Source organism: Streptomyces sp. NBC_00203 (genome assembly GCF_045206325.1).
GTDB classification, from domain to species: Bacteria; Actinomycetota; Actinomycetes; order Streptomycetales; family Streptomycetaceae; genus Streptomyces; species Streptomyces lutosisoli.
This window is the reverse complement of the sequence record NZ_CP108126.1, coordinates 7065284-7082604: the sequence shown is the minus strand read 5'-3', so window position 1 is coordinate 7082604 and position 17321 is coordinate 7065284. Positions and strand designations below refer to the sequence as shown.

Annotated in this window: 13 protein-coding genes and 1 riboswitch; of the genes, 9 read left to right on the top strand and 4 right to left on the bottom strand. The window is 68.4% G+C overall.

What is annotated here, in order from left to right; all coding sequences use genetic code 11:
* Nucleotides 1–125 precede the first annotated feature (125 nt).
* The 9 genes from OG975_RS31775 to OG975_RS31735 all read left to right on the top strand — a co-directional run bounded on the left by OG975_RS31775 (nucleotide 126) and on the right by OG975_RS31735 (nucleotide 12607).
* Nucleotides 126–2309 (top strand): carbon starvation CstA family protein, encoded by a 2184-nt coding sequence (locus OG975_RS31775; RefSeq protein ID WP_406332758.1) that lies wholly within the window; start codon nucleotides 126–128, stop codon nucleotides 2307–2309.
* Nucleotides 2281–2502, top strand: coding sequence for a YbdD/YjiX family protein (locus OG975_RS31770; protein WP_406332757.1), 222 nt, complete (start codon nucleotides 2281–2283; stop codon nucleotides 2500–2502). Before OG975_RS31775 ends, OG975_RS31770 begins: the two co-directional genes overlap by 29 nt.
* Before the next feature lie 128 nt (nucleotides 2503–2630).
* Entirely contained in the window at nucleotides 2631–2894 is a 264-nt protein-coding gene (locus OG975_RS31765; protein WP_406332756.1) for a DUF3311 domain-containing protein, read from the top strand.
* Entirely contained in the window at nucleotides 2891–4501 is a 1611-nt protein-coding gene (gene mctP, locus OG975_RS31760) for a monocarboxylate uptake permease MctP (RefSeq protein ID WP_406332755.1), read from the top strand. Before OG975_RS31765 ends, mctP begins: the two co-directional genes overlap by 4 nt.
* A 171-nt stretch (nucleotides 4502–4672) precedes the next feature.
* A riboswitch (cobalamin riboswitch) is annotated at nucleotides 4673–4765 on the top strand.
* 143 nt (nucleotides 4766–4908) lie between these two features.
* Entirely contained in the window at nucleotides 4909–7308 is a 2400-nt protein-coding gene (locus tag OG975_RS31755; RefSeq protein ID WP_406332754.1) for a ribonucleoside-diphosphate reductase subunit alpha, read from the top strand.
* Complete coding sequence (locus OG975_RS31750; protein WP_406332753.1) at nucleotides 7308–8321, top strand: ribonucleotide-diphosphate reductase subunit beta; 1014 nt, start codon at nucleotides 7308–7310, stop codon at nucleotides 8319–8321. Before OG975_RS31755 ends, OG975_RS31750 begins: the two co-directional genes overlap by 1 nt.
* A 404-nt stretch (nucleotides 8322–8725) precedes the next feature.
* Nucleotides 8726–10807, top strand: coding sequence for a putative Ig domain-containing protein (locus tag OG975_RS31745; RefSeq protein ID WP_406332752.1), 2082 nt, complete (start codon nucleotides 8726–8728; stop codon nucleotides 10805–10807).
* A 137-nt stretch (nucleotides 10808–10944) separates the two neighbouring features.
* Nucleotides 10945–11424: a hypothetical protein gene (locus OG975_RS31740; protein WP_406332751.1), complete on the top strand. Its 480-nt coding sequence runs from the start codon at nucleotides 10945–10947 to the stop codon at nucleotides 11422–11424.
* Nucleotides 11425–11641: 217 nt separating this feature from the next.
* Entirely contained in the window at nucleotides 11642–12607 is a 966-nt protein-coding gene (locus tag OG975_RS31735; protein ID WP_406332750.1) for a GlxA family transcriptional regulator, read from the top strand.
* A 59-nt stretch (nucleotides 12608–12666) separates the two neighbouring features.
* Here OG975_RS31735 and OG975_RS31730 read toward each other — a convergent pair whose 3' ends face one another.
* The 4 genes from OG975_RS31730 to OG975_RS31715 form a co-directional block, all read right to left on the bottom strand.
* Nucleotides 12667–14040, bottom strand: coding sequence for a cytochrome P450 (locus OG975_RS31730; RefSeq protein ID WP_406332749.1), 1374 nt, complete (start codon nucleotides 14038–14040; stop codon nucleotides 12667–12669).
* On the bottom strand, nucleotides 14037–15122 hold the full coding sequence (cyc1, locus tag OG975_RS31725; RefSeq protein ID WP_406332748.1) for an epi-isozizaene synthase: 1086 nt from the start codon (nucleotides 15120–15122) through the stop codon (nucleotides 14037–14039). The genes OG975_RS31730 and cyc1 overlap by 4 nt, the downstream gene beginning before the upstream one ends.
* A gap of 352 nt (nucleotides 15123–15474) precedes the next feature.
* On the bottom strand, nucleotides 15475–16125 hold the full coding sequence (gene def, locus OG975_RS31720; RefSeq protein WP_327431603.1) for a peptide deformylase: 651 nt from the start codon (nucleotides 16123–16125) through the stop codon (nucleotides 15475–15477).
* A 185-nt stretch (nucleotides 16126–16310) separates the two neighbouring features.
* Entirely contained in the window at nucleotides 16311–17291 is a 981-nt protein-coding gene (locus OG975_RS31715; protein WP_406332747.1) for a tetratricopeptide repeat protein, read from the bottom strand.
* Nucleotides 17292–17321: the final 30 nt, after the last annotated feature.

The following is a 17321-nucleotide window of genomic DNA, read 5'->3' as shown; positions in this document are numbered from 1 at the left end:
CTCTGGTGGGCCGCCTTACTCAAGTGCCCTCAGAAATAAGCCACTTGAGGTAGTGCACGTGGTGTAGCGCAGCTCCTCTTCCTGCTCTACGGTCCTCCCGTCACCCATGGACGGGAGGACGACCCGTGCGCACCGAAAGCCCTGGAACAGCATCCGCTCGCAAGGCAACTCCCCGCACCATCGTCATCTGGACCCTCGTCGCGCTGGTCGGCGCCGCGGGCTGGTCCGTGCTCGCGCTCGCCCGCGGCGAGAACGTCTCGGCCGCCTGGATGGTGGCCGCGGCCCTCGGCTCGTACGCCATCGCCTATCGCTTCTACGCGAAGTTCATCGCGTACAAGGTGCTCAAGGTCGACAAGACCCGGGCCACCCCCGCGGAGCGGCTGAACAACGGCATCGACTTCCACCCGACGGACCGGCGCGTGCTGCTCGGTCACCACTTCGCGGCGATCGCGGGCGCGGGCCCGCTGGTCGGACCCGTACTGGCCGCGCAGATGGGCTACTTGCCCGGCACCATCTGGATCATCGTCGGCGTGATCTTCGCGGGCGCGGTCCAGGACATGGTGGTGCTGTTCTTCTCCACCCGCCGGGACGGCCGCTCGCTCGGGCAGATGGCCCGCGAGGAGATCGGCCCGTTCGGCGGCGCCGCGGCCCTGCTCGCCACCTTCGCCATCATGATCATCCTGCTCGGCGTGCTCGCGCTGGTGATCGTGAACGCGCTGGCGCAGTCGCCGTGGGGCACCTTCTCGATCGGGATGACCATCCCGATCGCCCTGCTCATGGGCTTCTACCTGCGGGTACTGCGGCCGGGACGCGTCGCCGAGGTGTCGCTGATCGGCGTCGCGCTCCTCCTGCTCGCCCTCGTCGCCGGACGCTGGGTCGCCGAGTCGTCCTGGGCCGGCGCCTTCACCCTCGCCCCCTCCACCCTGGTGATCTGGCTGGTGGCGTACGGCTTCATCGCATCCATTCTCCCGGTCTGGATGCTCCTCGCCCCCCGCGACTACCTCTCCACCTTCATGAAGATCGGCACCATCGCGCTGCTCGCGCTGGGCGTCGTGATCGCGCTGCCGACGCTGAAGATGGACGCGGTCACCGACTTCGCCCGGCACGGCAACGGGCCGGTCTTCGCGGGCTCGCTCTTCCCCTTCGTCTTCATCACGATCGCCTGTGGTGCGCTCTCTGGCTTCCACTCGCTGATCGCGTCCGGCACGACACCCAAGATGATCCAGAAGGAGACGCAGGTCCGGATGATCGGGTACGGCTCCATGCTGATGGAGTCGTCGGTCGCGATCATGGCCCTCGTCGCCGCGTGCATCATCGACCCGGGCCTGTACTTCGCGATGAACGCGCCGGCCGGAGTCATCGGCACCACGGTCGAGTCGGCGTCGCACGCGGTCGCGGGCTTCGGCTACACGATCTCCCCGGCGGACCTCGCGAAAGCCGCCCACCAGGTCGAGGAGCAGACCCTGCTCTCCCGCACCGGCGGAGCGCCCACCCTCGCCGTCGGCGTCTCGGAGATCTTCTCCAAGGTCACCGGGGGAGGTCTGCGCGCCTTCTGGTATCACTTCGCGATCATGTTCGAGGCCCTGTTCATCCTGACCGCACTCGACGCGGGCACCCGCGTGGGGCGGTTCATGCTCCAGGACATGCTGGGCAACGTCTACCGCCCCTTCAAGAACGTCAGCTGGAAACCCGGACTCGTCATCACCAGCGCCATCGTGTCCGCCCTGTGGGGCTATTTCCTCTGGGTCGGCGTCCATGAACCGCTCGGCGGCATCAACCAGCTCTTCCCGATCTTCGGCATCTCCAACCAGCTGCTCGCGGCGGTCGCCCTGGCCGTCTGCACGACCCTGCTCGTGAAGTCGGGCCGCCTCAAGTGGGCCTGGATCACTGGTGTTCCACTCCTCTGGGACGCCACGGTCACCCTCACGGCCAGCTACCAGAAGGTGTTCTCCAGCGACCCGCGCGTGGGCTTCTTCAAGCAGCGCTCGGTCTACCAGGACGGCATCGACGCGGGAAAGGTCCTGCCACCCGCCAAGAGCATGGACGACATGCACACCGTCGTCACCAACTCCACGGTGGACGGCATTCTTTCGGCCATTCTTGCCGTCCTCGTCGTCGTCGTGATCGCGGACGCGGCCCGGGTGTGCGTCCGGCACATACGCCGCCCGGCACTGTCCACGCTCAGCGAGGCGCCGTACGTGGAGTCGAGGATCGTCGCTCCGGCCGGGCTGATCCCGACCAGGGAGGAGAAGACGGAGCAGACGGAGGAGGCGGAGCGCGATGCGGTCGGCGCTGAAACGGGCGGTTAGCCGCGCGGGAAGGGGAATACGCGGAATTCGCTGGTACGTGAGGGAGTTGACCGACGAATCCGCCTACGACCGCCATGTCACCCACCTACGGAAGGACGATCCGGACACACCCGTACCCTCGCGCCGCGAGTTCGAACGATGGCGGACGGACCGTCAGGAGCGGGACCCACGCCAGGGGTTCCGCTGCTGCTGAGGCCAACACCGGCCGCCTACACGAACCCTCCACATCCGCTATGCGGACGGGGGTTCCATAAAGGCGGAACCGTCGCCTAGATTGCCTGCGCGTTACACAGGTGATCAGTGAGGGGACGGAGCCGCCGTATGTCAGATGTGCCTGAAGTGAAGCCACCGGTGGTGACGCCGGTCCGTGTAGTGATCGCCCTCTGTCTGTTCGCACCGTTCGTGGCGATGCTGTGGGTCGGCTCGTACGCGAAGACGGACCCGGCCTTCATAGGCATCCCGTTCTTCTACTGGTACCAGATGCTCTGGGTGATCATCTCGACCGCCCTCACGATGACCGCGTACCAGCTGTGGCAGCGTGACCAGCGGGCCCGCGCCGCCGCGAAGGACGGTGTCGAAGCATGAAGGACGGCGTGAACGGCGTGGCACTCGCCGTCTTCATCTTCTTCTTCCTGGCCGTCACGGTCATGGGCTTCCTGGCCGCGCGCTGGCGCAAGGCGGACGACGAGCACAGCCTCGACGAATGGGGCCTGGGCGGGCGGTCGTTCGGCACCTGGATCACCTGGTTCCTGCTCGGCGGCGACCTCTACACGGCGTACACCTTCGTCGCCGTACCGGCCGCCATCTACGCGGCGGGCGCGGCCGGCTTCTTCGCGGTCCCGTACACAATCCTGGTCTACCCCCTGATCTTCACCTTCCTCCCCCGCCTGTGGTCGGTCTCCCACAAGCACGGATACGTGACGACGTCGGACTTCGTGCGCGGCCGCTTCGGCTCCAAGGGCCTGTCCCTCGCCGTGGCCGTCACCGGCATCCTGGCCACCATGCCGTACATCGCGCTCCAACTGGTCGGCATCCAGGCCGTGCTGGACGTGATGGGCGTAGGCGGCGGCGAGAACACGAACTGGTTCGTGAAGGACCTCCCGCTCCTCATCGCCTTCGGCGTGCTGGCGGCCTACACCTACTCCTCGGGCCTGCGCGCCCCGGCGCTGATCGCGTTCGTGAAGGACACCCTGATCTACATCGTGATCGCGGTGGCCATCATCTACATCCCGATCAAGCTGGGCGGCTTCGACGAGATCTTCAAGGCGGCGAACGACAAGTACACGGCGGCGGGCGCCGGCGGAATCGTCCCCGCCGAGGCGAACCAGTGGACGTACGCCACCCTCGCCCTGGGCTCAGCACTCGCGCTCTTCATGTACCCGCACTCGATCACGGCGACGCTGTCGAGCCGCAGCCGCAACGTCATCCGCCGCAACACCACGATCCTCCCGCTCTACTCCCTGATGCTGGGCCTGCTGGCCCTCCTCGGCTTCATGGCGATCGCGGCCGGGGTGAAGGTCACGAACGGCCAGCTCGCCATCCCCCAGCTCTTCGAGACCATGTTCCCGGACTGGTTCGCGGGCGTGGCCTTCGCCGCGATCGGCATCGGCGCGCTCGTGCCCGCGGCGATCATGTCCATCGCCGCCGCGAACCTCTTCACCCGCAACATCTACAAGGACTTCATCAAGCCGGACGCGACCCCGCAGCAGGAGACCAAGGTCTCCAAGCTGGTCTCGCTCCTGGTGAAGGTGGGCGCGCTGGTCTTCGTCCTGACGATGGACAAGACCGTCGCGATCAACTTCCAGCTCCTCGGCGGCATCTGGATCCTCCAGACGTTCCCGGCCCTGGTGGGCGGCCTGTTCACCCGCTGGTTCCACCGCTGGGCACTCCTCGCCGGCTGGGCCGTGGGCATGCTCTACGGCACGCTCGCCGCGTACGGGATCGCCTCCCCCACCCAGGATCACTTCGGCGGCAACTCGAAGGAGATCCCCGGCATCGGGGAGATCGGCTACATCGGCTTCACGGCGTTCGTCCTCAACGTGGTCGTGACCGTCGTCCTCACCTTCGCCTTCCGGGCCTTCAACGCCCCCGACGGCGTGGACGAGACGTCCCCGGAGGACTACACGGCGGACGCGGACGCCCCGAACGCCGCGGCGAAGCTGCCGGCGGCAACAGCGGAGGCGACCCACTAGCTTCCCGCTGAAAATTGCGCAGTTCCCCGCGCCCCTTTTAGGGGTGCGGGGAACTGCGCAATCTTTTACCCGCAGCCGAAGTAGCACTCCCCGACACCGACGCGACACAACATGTGGTGGTGCTCCCGCAGCCCGGCACAAGATGTATGCTCATGCTCGCTGTCGCCGCAGGGGAATCCGGTGCGAATCCGGAACTGTCCCGCAACGGTGTACTTGTGTGTGTTCGCGTATCTGCGCGCACATACTCGCGTCAGTCCGAGGACCTGCCGACAGCGCGCCCCGGCCACCCGGCCCGGGCGCCGACGACGTCCGGGCCTCGCGGAATGGGCCGGTGGACGCGACGCCGTGCGCGCTCGTGTGCCCCGCCGCTTTCCCCTGGCCCCGTGCCGAGCGAGGGAGAGCCCCAAGTGACCATCGCGCCAGCCGATCCGGCTTCAGTTTCCGTGCCGCAGGCCCCGGTGCAGGCCCCGGTGGAGAACGACGGTCCCGGTACCACGCTGCTGCGTACCCTGACCGACCTCACCGCCGACCTCCCCGACGCCGACCCCGGCCGGGTCGCCGCCGCCGCGCTGCGCGGCCGCTCCGCCCGCGCGGACGACACGGAACTGCGCGAACTGGCCACGGAGGCCGCCGCGGGCCTCATCTCCGAGGACCCCGCCTACTCGAAGCTGGCGGCCAGGCTGCTGACGATCAGCATCGCGGCCGAGGCCGCCTCCCAGGGCGTCACGACCTTCTCCGAGTCGATCACCACGGGCCACCGCGAGGGCCTGATCGCCGACCGCACCGCCGAGTTCGTCCGGCTGCACACGGCTCGTCTCGACGCCCTGATCGACACCGAAGGCGACGACCGCTTCGGCTACTTCGGCCTGCGCACCCTGCACAGCCGCTACCTCCTGCGGCACCCCATCACCCGCAAGGTCGTCGAGACGCCCCAGCACTTCATGCTCCGTGTGGCATCGGGCCTCGCCGAGGACGACACCACCAGGGCCCTCGACGAAGTAGCGGCGCTCTACAGCCTGATGAGCCGCCTCGACTACCTCCCCTCCTCCCCCACGCTCTTCAACTCCGGCACCCGGCACCCCCAGATGTCGTCCTGCTACCTCCTCGACTCCCCGCTGGACGAGCTGGACTCCATCTACGACCGCTACCACCAGGTCGCCCGCCTCTCGAAGCACGCGGGCGGCATCGGCCTGTCGTACTCCCGTATCCGTTCGCGCGGTTCGCTGATCCGCGGCACGAACGGGCACTCCAACGGCATCGTCCCGTTCCTGAAGACCCTCGACGCCTCGGTCGCCGCCGTGAACCAGGGCGGCCGGCGCAAGGGCGCGGCCGCGGTCTACCTGGAGACCTGGCACTCCGACATCGAGGAGTTCCTGGAGCTGCGCGACAACACCGGCGAGGACGCCCGCCGTACGCACAACCTGAACCTCGCGCACTGGATCCCGGACGAGTTCATGCGCCGGGTGAATGAGGACGGCGTCTGGTCCCTCTTCTCCCCGGCCGACGTGCCCGAGCTGGTCGACCTGTGGGGCGACGCGTTCGACGCCGCGTACCGCAAGGCGGAGGAGGCGGGCCTCGCCAAGAAGACCATCCCGGCCCGCGACCTGTACGGCCGCATGATGCGCACCCTCGCGCAGACCGGCAACGGCTGGATGACCTTCAAGGACGCCGCCAACCGCACCGCCAACCAGACGGCGGAGCCGGGCCACACCGTCCACTCCTCGAACCTGTGCACCGAGATCCTGGAGGTCACGGACGACGGCGAGACGGCGGTCTGCAACCTGGGCTCGGTGAACCTGGGCGCGTTCGTCGACACGGCGGCCGGCGACATCGACTGGGACCGCCTGGACGAGACGGTCCGCACGGCCGTCACCTTCCTCGACCGCGTCGTCGACATCAACTTCTATCCGACCGAGCAGGCGGGCCGCTCCAACGCGAAGTGGCGCCCGGTCGGCCTCGGCGCGATGGGCCTCCAGGACGTCTTCTTCAAGCTGCGCGTCCCCTTCGACTCCCCCGAGGCCAAGGCCCTCTCCACCCGTATCGCCGAGCGCATCATGCTCGCCGCGTACGAGGCCTCCGCGGACCTCGCCGAGCGGGGCGGCCCGCTCCCGGCCTGGGAGAAGACCCGTACGGCCCGCGGAGTCCTCCACCCCGACCACTTCGACGTGGAACTCACCTGGCCGGAGCGCTGGACGGCCCTGCGGGAACGTATCGCCGCGGTCGGCATGCGCAACTCGCTCCTCCTCGCCATCGCCCCCACCGCCACCATCGCGTCGATCGCGGGCGTGTACGAGTGCATCGAGCCGCAGGTCTCGAACCTCTTCAAGCGCGAGACGCTCTCCGGCGAGTTCCTCCAGGTCAACTCCTACCTGGTGGCCGAGCTGAAGAAGCTCGGCGTGTGGGACGCGCAGACCCGGGAGGCGCTGCGCGAGTCCAACGGCTCGGTGCAGGGCTTCACTTGGGTGCCGCAGGACGTCCGCGACCTGTACCGCACGGCCTGGGAGATCCCGCAGCGCGGCCTCATCGACATGGCCGCCGCCCGCACCCCGTTCCTCGACCAGGCCCAGTCGCTGAACCTGTTCCTGGAGACGCCGACCATCGGCAAGCTCTCCTCGATGTACGCCTACGCCTGGAAGTCGGGCCTGAAGACGACGTACTACCTGCGCTCGCGCCCGGCGACCCGCATCGCCCGCGCCGCCCAGGCGCAGACGCAGCCCGAGAAGACCATCCCCGTCCAGCAGGCGGCCGACCCCGACGCCGTCGCCTGCTCCCTTGAGAACCCCGAGTCCTGCGAGGCGTGCCAGTAATGACCAGCGAGAACAAGAACCTGCTCGACCCGGGCTTCGAACTCACCCTCCGCCCCATGCGCTACCCCGACTTCTACGAGCGCTACCGGGACGCGATCAAGAACACCTGGACCGTCGAGGAGGTCGACCTCCACTCGGACGTCGCCGACCTCGCGAAGCTCTCGCAGGGCGAGCAGCACATGATCGGACGGCTGGTCGCGTTCTTCGCGACGGGCGACTCGATCGTGGCGAACAACCTCGTGCTGACGCTGTACAAGCACATCAACTCCCCCGAGGCGCGCCTGTATCTCTCCCGGCAGCTCTTCGAAGAAGCGGTCCACGTCCAGTTCTATCTGACCCTGCTGGACACCTATCTCCCCGACCCGGACGACCGCGCCGCCGCCTTCGACGCCGTCGAGAACATCCCCTCCATCCGCGAGAAGGCCGAGTTCTGCTTCAAGTGGATCAACGAGGTCGAGAAGCTGGACCGCCTGGAGACCCAGGCCGACCGCCGCCGCTTCCTGCTCAACCTGATCTGCTTCGCCGCGTGCATCGAGGGCCTCTTCTTCTACGGCGCCTTCGCGTACGTCTACTGGTTCCGCAGCCGGGGTCTGCTGCACGGCCTGGCGACGGGGACGAATTGGGTTTTCCGTGACGAAAGCTGCCACATGGACGCGGCGTTCGCGTTCGTCGACACCGTACGGAAGGAAGAGCCCGACCTTTTCGATGAGGAACTCGGCCGACAGATCACCGACATGATCAAGGAAGCGGTTGCGGCGGAACTCCAGTTCGGTCGCGATCTCTGCGGCGAAGGCTTGCCCGGCATGAACACCGAGTCGATGCGCCAGTACCTCGAGTGCGTCGCCGACCAGCGCCTGGTACGCCTCGGCCTGGCACCGGTCTACGGCTCCGAGAACCCCTTCTCCTTCATGGAGCTCCAGGGTGTTCAGGAGCTGACCAACTTCTTCGAGCGGCGCCCGTCCGCGTACCAGGTCGCGGTGGAGGGCACGGTCGACCTCGACGAGGACTTCTAGACCGCCCGTCCCACAGGGACTCTGACGGCGCATCACCGACGACGCCGGGCCGCATGTGCGGCCCGGCGTCGTCGCGTCCCGCCCATGAGGCGGCTATGCGCCGTCCATGGAGCAGCCATGGGGCGGCAAAGTTCTTCCGGCACGCCTGTTCGCACGCCATCGGACGGGGCTACGTTCTGGCCGTCCCGCCGCGTCACGTACACAACGGCGTCACAGGACGATCGAAGTGTCATGCCCACGACAGCCCAGAACGGTCCATGGCGGCTGCTCCGCTGTCTCGACGCTACGCGCGTCACGGGCCTGCCACTTGTGCGCCGAGAACCCCACTCCCGGCCATGGAGTCGTGTACGGCCCCACCCAGGCCTTCGCGGCACCGGCCTCAACCGATGGAGGCAGCACCCCCCATGCGCGAGATACCCCCGAACAGACCCGCCCGGAGCCTGCGAAGACTTCTGACCGCCGCGCTCCCGGCCCTCGCCCTCGGCGTCGCCGGATTCGCCGCGGCCCCGCCCGCGGACGCGCAGCCGGCGCCCGCCGCGCACGTCTCCCGGACCAGTCAGAACGCGAAGGCCCTCACCGATCCCGCCCGGCAGGCGGTCCACTCGACGGGCAAAGCCGGCCAGAAGGTCGCGACCAAGCACCTGTGCGCCGAGACCGCCAAGCCCGGCCAGATGTCCTGCTTCGCGCAGCGGCGTACCGACATCGCGCAGAAGCTGGCCGCCGCCGTCTCCCCGAACGCGGCCGCCGCGGTGTCCGGCCTCAGCCCGGCCAACCTGCACAGCGCCTACAACCTGCCCTCGACCGGCGGCTCCGGCCTGACCGTCGCCGTGGTCGACGCGTACAACGACCCCAACGCCGAGTCGGACCTGGCGACTTACCGTTCGCAGTTCGGCCTGTCGGCCTGCACCAAGGCCAACGGCTGCTTCAAGCAGGTCAGCCAGACCGGCTCGACCAGCTCCCTGCCGACGAACGACACCGGCTGGGCGGGCGAGGAAGCGCTCGACATCGACATGGTCAGCGCGGTCTGCCCGAACTGCAACATCATCCTCGTCGAGGCCAACTCGGCCACCGACTCGGACCTCGGCACCGCCGAGAACGAGGCCGTGACCCTGGGCGCGAAGTTCGTCTCCAACAGCTGGGGCGGTGACGAGTCCTCCTCCCAGACCAGCGAGGACACCTCGTACTTCAAGCACCCGGGCGTCGCCATCACCGTCTCCTCGGGTGACTCGGGCTACGGCGCCGAGTACCCGGCCACGTCCCAGTACGTGACCGCCGTCGGCGGCACCGCGCTCTCCACCTCCTCCACCACCCGCGGCTGGAGCGAGTCGGTCTGGAAGACCAGCAGCACCGAGGGCACCGGCTCGGGCTGCTCCGCGTACGACGCCAAGCCGAGCTGGCAGACCGACACCGGCTGCACCAAGCGGATGGAGTCCGACGTCTCCGCGGTCGCCGACCCCGCCACCGGCGTGGCCGTCTACGACACCTACGGCGGCTCCGGCTGGGCCGTCTACGGCGGTACGAGTGCCTCGGCGCCGATCATCGCGGGTGTGTACGCCCTCGCGGGCACCCCGGGCTCCAGCGACTACCCGGCGAAGTACCCGTACTCGCACACCTCCAACCTGTACGACGTGACCAGCGGAAACAACGGCTCCTGCTCCACCTCGTACTTTTGCACCGCGGCCACCGGCTACGACGGCCCGACCGGCTGGGGCACCCCCAACGGCACCGCCGCCTTCACCTCGGGCACCAGCACCGGCAACACGGTGACCGTCACCAACCCGGGCAGCCAGTCCACCGCCACCGGCGGCTCGGTCAGCCTGCAGATCTCGGCCAGCGACAGCGCGGGCGCGACCCTCACCTACAGCGCGAGCGGCCTGCCGACCGGGCTGTCCATCAGCAGCTCCACCGGCCTGATCTCCGGCACCGCGAGCACGGCGGGCACCTACAGCACCACCGTCACCGCGACCGACAGCACGGGCGCCTCCGGCTCGGCCTCCTTCACCTGGACCGTCAGCACCTCCGGCGGCGGCACCTGCACCTCGGCGCAGCTGCTCGGCAACCCGGGCTTCGAGTCGGGCAACATCACATGGACCGCCACCAGCGGTGTCATCACCAGCTCCAGCAGTGAGGCCGCCCACGCCGGCTCGTACAAGGCCTGGCTGGACGGCTACGGCTCGACGCACACCGACACGCTCTCCCAGTCGGTGACCATCCCGTCCGGCTGCAAGGCCAGCTTCACCTTCTACCTGCACATCGACACGGCGGAGACGACCACCAGCAGCCAGTACGACAAGCTGACGGTCACCGCCGGATCGACCACTCTGGCGACGTACTCGAACCTCAACGCCGCCTCGGGCTACGCCCAGAAGACGTTCGACCTGTCCTCGTTCGCCGGGTCCACCGTCACCCTGAAGTTCAGCGGTGTCGAGGACTCCTCGCTCCAGACCAGCTTCGTCGTCGACGACACCGCCGTCACGACCAGCTGACGCACGAAGGCCCTGGCCGCCACGGCGGTCAGGGCCTTTCCGCGCCCGGAAGAGGATCCAGAAAAGGGATCGAGAAAAAGGATCACGACGGGATCCTGATCGGCGGGTGGCACGTCCAAGCCGCAAGGAGGCCCCCCATGCGCTTGCACCGTACGATCCACCGCCGGACCCTCGCCCTCGCGGTGGCACCCCTCGCCGCCGTAACGCTTCTTCTCGCGGGCTGCGGCACCCAGAGCGGGGGCGACGCGGGCGGCAGCGGCACCGTGTCGCCGTCCCCCACGACGTCCCACAAGGGCTGTACGGAGGCGAAGGCGGAGCTCGGCGCCGCCGACACCGGCCACACCTTCTGCCTGACGACGGGCGAGGTGCTCCGCATCAGCCTCGACGGCACGACCAGCAAGCCCTGGTCACCGGTCAAGGCCGACGGTGGCGGCCTAGCAGCCACCAACAGCGGCATCGTCCTTCAGGCGGGCGACGCGTCCGCCGCCTTCAAGGCGGTCTCTGCCGGTACGGCCCACCTGACGTCGTCCCGTCCGCTGTGCCCCAGCGACCCGGCCCGGATCTCGTGCAAAGGCCTTCAGGAGTGGACGGTCACCGTGGTGGTCACGAAGCCCTAGCTGACGGTCGACGCGCCGCTCGCGGGCCAGGCCGACCAGCGCCGGCAGAGCCAGGACCACGAAGATCCCGAGGACGGTCAGTAGTCCGACGATGGTGTCGTGGTGGTTCATCAGCGTCTCCATGAACACCACTGTCGCGCCGATGACTCCTTACCGGCAGTGGCAGGACTGCCGCACACCCTCGAATTACTGCCACTTCCGAGGCACACTGGAGAACATGCTGAAGAACGTGGCCGCAGTGCTGCTCGACGGTGTGCATCCCTTCGAACTCGGCGTCGTCTGCGAGGTGTTCGGCCTCGACCGCAGCGACGAGGGGCTGCCCGTGTACGACTTCGCGATCGCCTCGGCCGAGGGCCCGACCCTCGGCACCCATGTCTCCGGGTTCACCGTCTCCACCCCGCACGGCCTCGACCGGCTCGACGAGGCCGACCTCGTCGTCGTGCCGGCCGGGGACACCTACGCCGTGCGCGACTACCCGCCCGCACTGCTCGACACGCTGCGCCGCGCCGTCGAGCGCGGCGCCCGGGTGCTCAGCGTCTGCTCCGGCGCCTTCGTGCTGGGCGCGGCCGGGCTGCTCGACGGGCGGCGCTGCGCGGTGCACTGGCATCACGCGGAGGCGCTCGCCCGGCAGTATCCGCGGGCGATCGTCGAGCCGGACGTGCTGTACGTCGACGAGGACCCGGTGATCACCTCGGCGGGCACCGCGGCCGGAATCGACGCCTGTCTGCACCTGGTGCGCAAGGAGCACGGCCCGGAGGTCGCCAACGCCATCGCCCGCCGCATGGTCGTACCGCCGCACCGCGACGGCGGCCAGGCCCAGTACATCGAGCGCCCGTTGCCCCGCTCCCCCTGCGACACGGTCGGCGAGGTGCTGGTGTGGATGCAGCAGCACCTCGACGAGGAGGTGACCGTCGAGCAGCTCGCGGCCCGCGCCCATATGTCCCCGCGCACTTTCGCGCGCCGTTTCCAGCAGGAGACCGGCACCACGCCGTATCGCTGGATCCTGCGTCAACGGGTGCTGCTGGCCCAGGAGTTGCTGGAGTCCTCGGACGAGACGATGGACGCGGTCGCGGGCCGCACCGGGTTCGGGAACGCGGCCGCGCTGCGCCATCAGTTCGTCCGGAGTCTGGGGACGACCCCGCAGGCGTACCGGCGCACGTTCAGGGGCCCGCGGGCTGCCTGAACGCGCGCCAGTAGACGCGCGGGGCCAGGGCCTTTCCGGCGCGGCATGCCGGAGAGGTGCTAGCGGGGCACTGCCTTGAGCAGCAGTTCGTGCGGCCGCAGGGTGATGCCGACATGGGGCGCGTCGTTGGAGCCGGACGCCTGCTCGAAGCGCCACCTGGACGCCACGGTCGCCGTGATCAGGCTGAGCTGGGCCATCGAGAAGTGGTCACTCGGGCACTTCCGGTTGCCCACGCTGAACGGGCGCATCGCGTACTTCGCCAGGTCCTTGGACCGTTCCGGAAGCCAGCGGTCGGGGTCGAAATCCAGGTGCTGCTGGTACGACCGGGGATCGCGCTGGATCGCGTACGGGCTGTAGACGATGTCGGCACCGGCCGGAATGCGATAGCCGCCCAGGTCGGTTTCGGTCACCGCGCGCCGCGTCAATATCCAAACGGCGGGGCGCAAACGCAGCGTCTCGACGACGACATTGTTCGTGTGCGACAGCCTCCGGACGTCGTCGAATCCGACGGGCCGGCCGCCCGTGACGGATTCGACCTCCTTGCTCACCTTGTCCGCCTGTTCCGGGTGTTCGGTGAGTGCTTGCAGGAGCCACATGATCGTGGACGCGATGGTTTCGCTGCCGGGGGTGAGTATCGCGACGACTTGGTCGTGGATCTCCTGTTCGTCGATGGGGGCGCCGTTGTCGTCCTTCGCTTCCAGCAATGCCGTCAGCAAATCGTCCGGCTTTTGACCAGATGCCCGCCGCTCGTCGATGATCTCGTCGACGATGTCATGCAAATCGGCCAATGCGCGGTCGAATTGGCGGTGGGACGGAAGCGGCAGCCGATAGAGCGGCCCGGCCGGGATGACCATGCGCCGGTACATGCCGCGGAACACGTCGCCGAGCGCGATGCTCAGCCGCTCGGCCCGCTCGTCCATGAACTGGCCGCGCAGCAGACAGCGGGACGCGATGCGGACGGCGACGCGGAACGACTCCGACGTGCAGTCGATCGTCTTCCCCGGCACCATGCGCGCCGCGAACGCGCGCGCCTCCTCCTCCATGATCGACCCGTACTCGTGGATGACGTCGGCCCGGAACGCGGGCTGGATCGTCCGCCGCTGGCGCCGGTGCAGCGGCCCGTTGGCCGTCGCGACGCCCTTCTTGCCGAGCAGCCCTTCGAGGGACTCCCACAGCGGGCCGCCGATCTCGTAGTCGGGGCTGAGCGCCAGCGCTCCGGTGAGCTCGGGGGTGGTGACGGCGTACACCGTCTTGGGGCCCAGCTTGAGCCGGACGACGTCGCCGTGGTCGCGCAGCTGGGCCAGGAAGCCCAGCGGGTCGCGGACCAGTTTCCAGCCGTGTCCGAGGCCGGGTATTCCGCCCCCCGCGAGGGGCGGGGTGGACAGCGGCTCCAGCACCTGAGGCGCCTCGGGACGTACAGACTCGACGGTCATTTCTCACCTGCCGCTTCATTGTTGACGTACGGGGGTGTGGCGCGGTCGTCCCAGTTGTCGACCATGTACCGGCCCGACTCGTGGTGGAACCAGTACACGGAGCTGAACCAGTTCCGCATATTGCCGAGGCACGCCGTCACGGCGACGCTCGCCGCATTTCCCCGCACTGTCCCGTCCGCGAGGGTGTCGGCGAGCCGTAATACGTCCAGTTCGGCGACGAGGAATTCGTTGATGCATTCCTCGACCCGTCGTCGTACTTCTACGACGGATTCTTCGAGAGTCAGCCCTTCATGGTGAATGAGACTGATTCCGAGATTGTGGAATTCGTCGCCCGCTATTTCCTTGGGTAGCGAGCACAGATCGTTGTACCAGGCGGCGAATTCCTGGCTGAGCAGTGCCGCCCTCCGATATGCGGGGTGATTCCGTACCATGGCGGGGAGTTCATAGCCCGCGCTCGGTTCCAGCAGGTCGGTCCAGATCCAGTGCGCGAACGTCAGCCGGCGGAGTTCGAGATACTCCTCGACTGTGGGGACGGTGCCGGAGGAACGGTTCCGGAATTCCCGGTCGTACGCTTCGATCACCGCGTGGAAGTGGAGCGCGAACCGCTCGTTCCACTTCTTGTTGAGGAACGAGTACAGGCGCACCATGCTGTCCGCGAACGCCGCGACCAGGGGATCCCGGTGGCGCAGATGGTCCCGGGGGGAGTCGAGGGCCGCGTGCAACTGGAACCTGAGCCTCCGCCAGGCGTCCGTCCGGCCGTGGATGACATCGCGGTCGTGGCGGTCGTCCCAGACGAAGAACCACGCACTGAAGTCCGCTATCGCCTGCATGACCTCGTCGGGGGCGCCAATGTAGTAGCCCGCCATGAGGTCGGTGTAGCACAGGCCGTCGGCATATTCCTCGACCTTGTCCGCCGGCATGAGCCGCTTTTCGAGCAGCCAGGCCCTGGTCTTCTCCTGGAGCCTGGGCCAATACGGGTGCAGTTGACGGGGAAACGCTGCCTCGATCACCGGGAGAGAGAGCGCCGGTGGTACCGCGACCGCTGTCGGTGTCGATGAAGTGCTCTGTGAGAAAGCATGCACGAACAAACCCCTCTCAGCCGCCTGTTGGCGCTACACCCCTCCCGCTGTGCCGGGCGTGCGCCGTTGCGTACCCCCGCACTTCCCATTCAGCACCACAACTGACCGTTCTGGGAACGGATTTGCATCGTTCACTACCCCATGGTGCCGAGAATCTCCCCTCGTATGACTGAATATGGATCACTAGAGGAGCACAAGGGATCGAACGTGCGACGTACACACGAACGGCGCCTGGTCAGGAGGTACCTGTCCAGACGCCGTACGAGGAGATCAACGAACGGGACTCACGAGAGATCGAGAACCCCACCGGTCATTTTCTGTCACAGCCGTGCGTGACAACGGCCGCTGTGCTACGTCAGTCGTTCGCGACGATCGCGTAGCGGGGCTCGTTCTCGGCCATCTGCCGCAGCGCGTCCTTGCGCTCGCGCTTGGAGAGCCGGTCGATGTACAGGTAGCCGTACAGGTGGTCCGTCTCGTGCTGGAGGCAGCGCGCGAAGTAGCCGGTGCCGCGCACCTTGATCGGGTTGCCCTTCTCGTCCTGCCCGGTGACCTCGGCGTAGTCGGGGCGGGCCAGCGGCGCGTACGCCGTCGGCACCGAGAGGCAGCCCTCGTTGCTGTCGTCCAGGCGACGCTGCTCGGCGGGCAGCTCGACGAGCACGGGGTTGCAGACGACGCCCACGTGCTGCTTGCCCTCGTCGTCCATGCAGTCGTAGACGAAGACCTTCAGGTCGACGCCGATCTGGTTCGCGGCCAGGCCCACGCCCTCGGCGGTGCGCTGGCTGGCGAACATGTCGGCGACCAGCTGGTCCAGCTCGTCCCCGAACTCGGTGACGTCCTTGCACTCCTTGTGCAGCACCGGGTTCCCGACGACCGTGATCGGCCGCGAGGTCCCACGCTCACGGTAGGCCGCCTCACGCTCCTCGCCGTCCTCGGTGTCGATGACGAAGCCCTCGTCGTCCACGGGGAGCACGCCCACGTGCTGCTGATCGGTGTCCTGCTGCGCCATGACCGACGTACGCCTTCCTCGAAACCAGGGGTGTGGTGCTCATACAGGGTACGGGGACCGACCGGCGCCCTTCAGACGTGCGGTGGGGCAGCCGCGCCCCGAAAGGGGCGCGGGGCTGTGTCCATATGCGGCTCCGCCGCGTGGGCGCGACAAGCCCCCACCGGCCCACAGCGAACCCACAGCCCTCAGCAGACCTCTTCCAAATCCCGCCAGTCCCGGGAATCCGGACTGTCGGCAACCCACCCGTCCAACAACCCCCGCACCAGCCCAGCCGGCGCAGCCACCCCACACTCCCGCTCAGGCACCCACAGCTGCCCATCCGTACGGTGCCCCAGCGGCCCAGGATGCCCGGGCTCACTGTGGTCATGGGGATCCAGATGCTCACCGTCACCCTCATCGGACGGCATCCGCGACTCGGAACACATCCGGCACAGCAACCGCACCGACGAAGACCAGTCCTCCGCGGCGAACCCGGCATCGGCGGCCAGCTGCTCCAGCGCGTCCCGGTCGTCCTCGGTGGCCGCCTCAAGGAGGACCACCCAGGTAGGCACCGGTGACGGCGCCCACAGCTCGATCTCGTCGAACACGGGATAGGCGTGCCCGGCCGCGGTCGTCCGCTCCCCGTGGGGCACCCCGTCGTGCAGCACGACCTCGCCCCAGCGCCGCCCGGACGACGGCAGCGGAATGGACAGCACCTCGACGCGGGCGGGATCCAGCCTGCGCCCCCACACCACCTCGGCCTCACCCTCCGGAGACAGCCGTACGGCCGCACTGCCCAGGTCCATGCCCACCGGCTCCCCGGGGACGGCGGCGCCGCCGGGCACCCGCAGCCCGTACGCCTGCCAGGCGCGCCGGGCCAGTGGCCAGTCCTGCAAGGCGGTGGCCGCGATGCCCACGTTCCACCAGTCAGGTGCGCCGGTCTCCCGGTCGAGCAGCGCGACGGCCCGGAGACCGGCCGCCCGGGCCTGCTCCCAGTCGTGCCGGAACTTGTGCAGCAGGGCCAGGTTGAACCAGGACTCGGACAGCCACGGCTCCAGGTCCGCGGCGCGCGTCAGCAGCGCTCCCGCGTCCTCGTACCGGCCGTCGCCGATCAGCGTGAACGCACGGTCGGTGGCCTGCCGCCATGAGGCGGAGGGCCGGTGTCGTCCCTTGCCGAAGATCCTCACGATTCCCGCCTGCCAGTTCCTTACGATTCC

Coding starts and splice junctions, on each gene's coding strand:
- OG975_RS31745 (WP_406332752.1), top strand. CDS start 8,726: ATGCGCGAGATACCCCCGAACAGACCCGCCCGGAGCCTGCGAAGACTT.
- def (WP_327431603.1), bottom strand. CDS start 16,125: ATGGCGCAGCAGGACACCGATCAGCAGCACGTGGGCGTGCTCCCCGTG.
- OG975_RS31735 (WP_406332750.1), top strand. CDS start 11,642: ATGCTGAAGAACGTGGCCGCAGTGCTGCTCGACGGTGTGCATCCCTTC.
- OG975_RS31730 (WP_406332749.1), bottom strand. CDS start 14,040: ATGACCGTCGAGTCTGTACGTCCCGAGGCGCCTCAGGTGCTGGAGCCG.
- OG975_RS31765 (WP_406332756.1), top strand. CDS start 2,631: ATGTCAGATGTGCCTGAAGTGAAGCCACCGGTGGTGACGCCGGTCCGT.
- OG975_RS31750 (WP_406332753.1), top strand. CDS start 7,308: ATGACCAGCGAGAACAAGAACCTGCTCGACCCGGGCTTCGAACTCACC.
- OG975_RS31740 (WP_406332751.1), top strand. CDS start 10,945: ATGCGCTTGCACCGTACGATCCACCGCCGGACCCTCGCCCTCGCGGTG.
- OG975_RS31770 (WP_406332757.1), top strand. CDS start 2,281: ATGCGGTCGGCGCTGAAACGGGCGGTTAGCCGCGCGGGAAGGGGAATA.
- mctP (WP_406332755.1), top strand. CDS start 2,891: ATGAAGGACGGCGTGAACGGCGTGGCACTCGCCGTCTTCATCTTCTTC.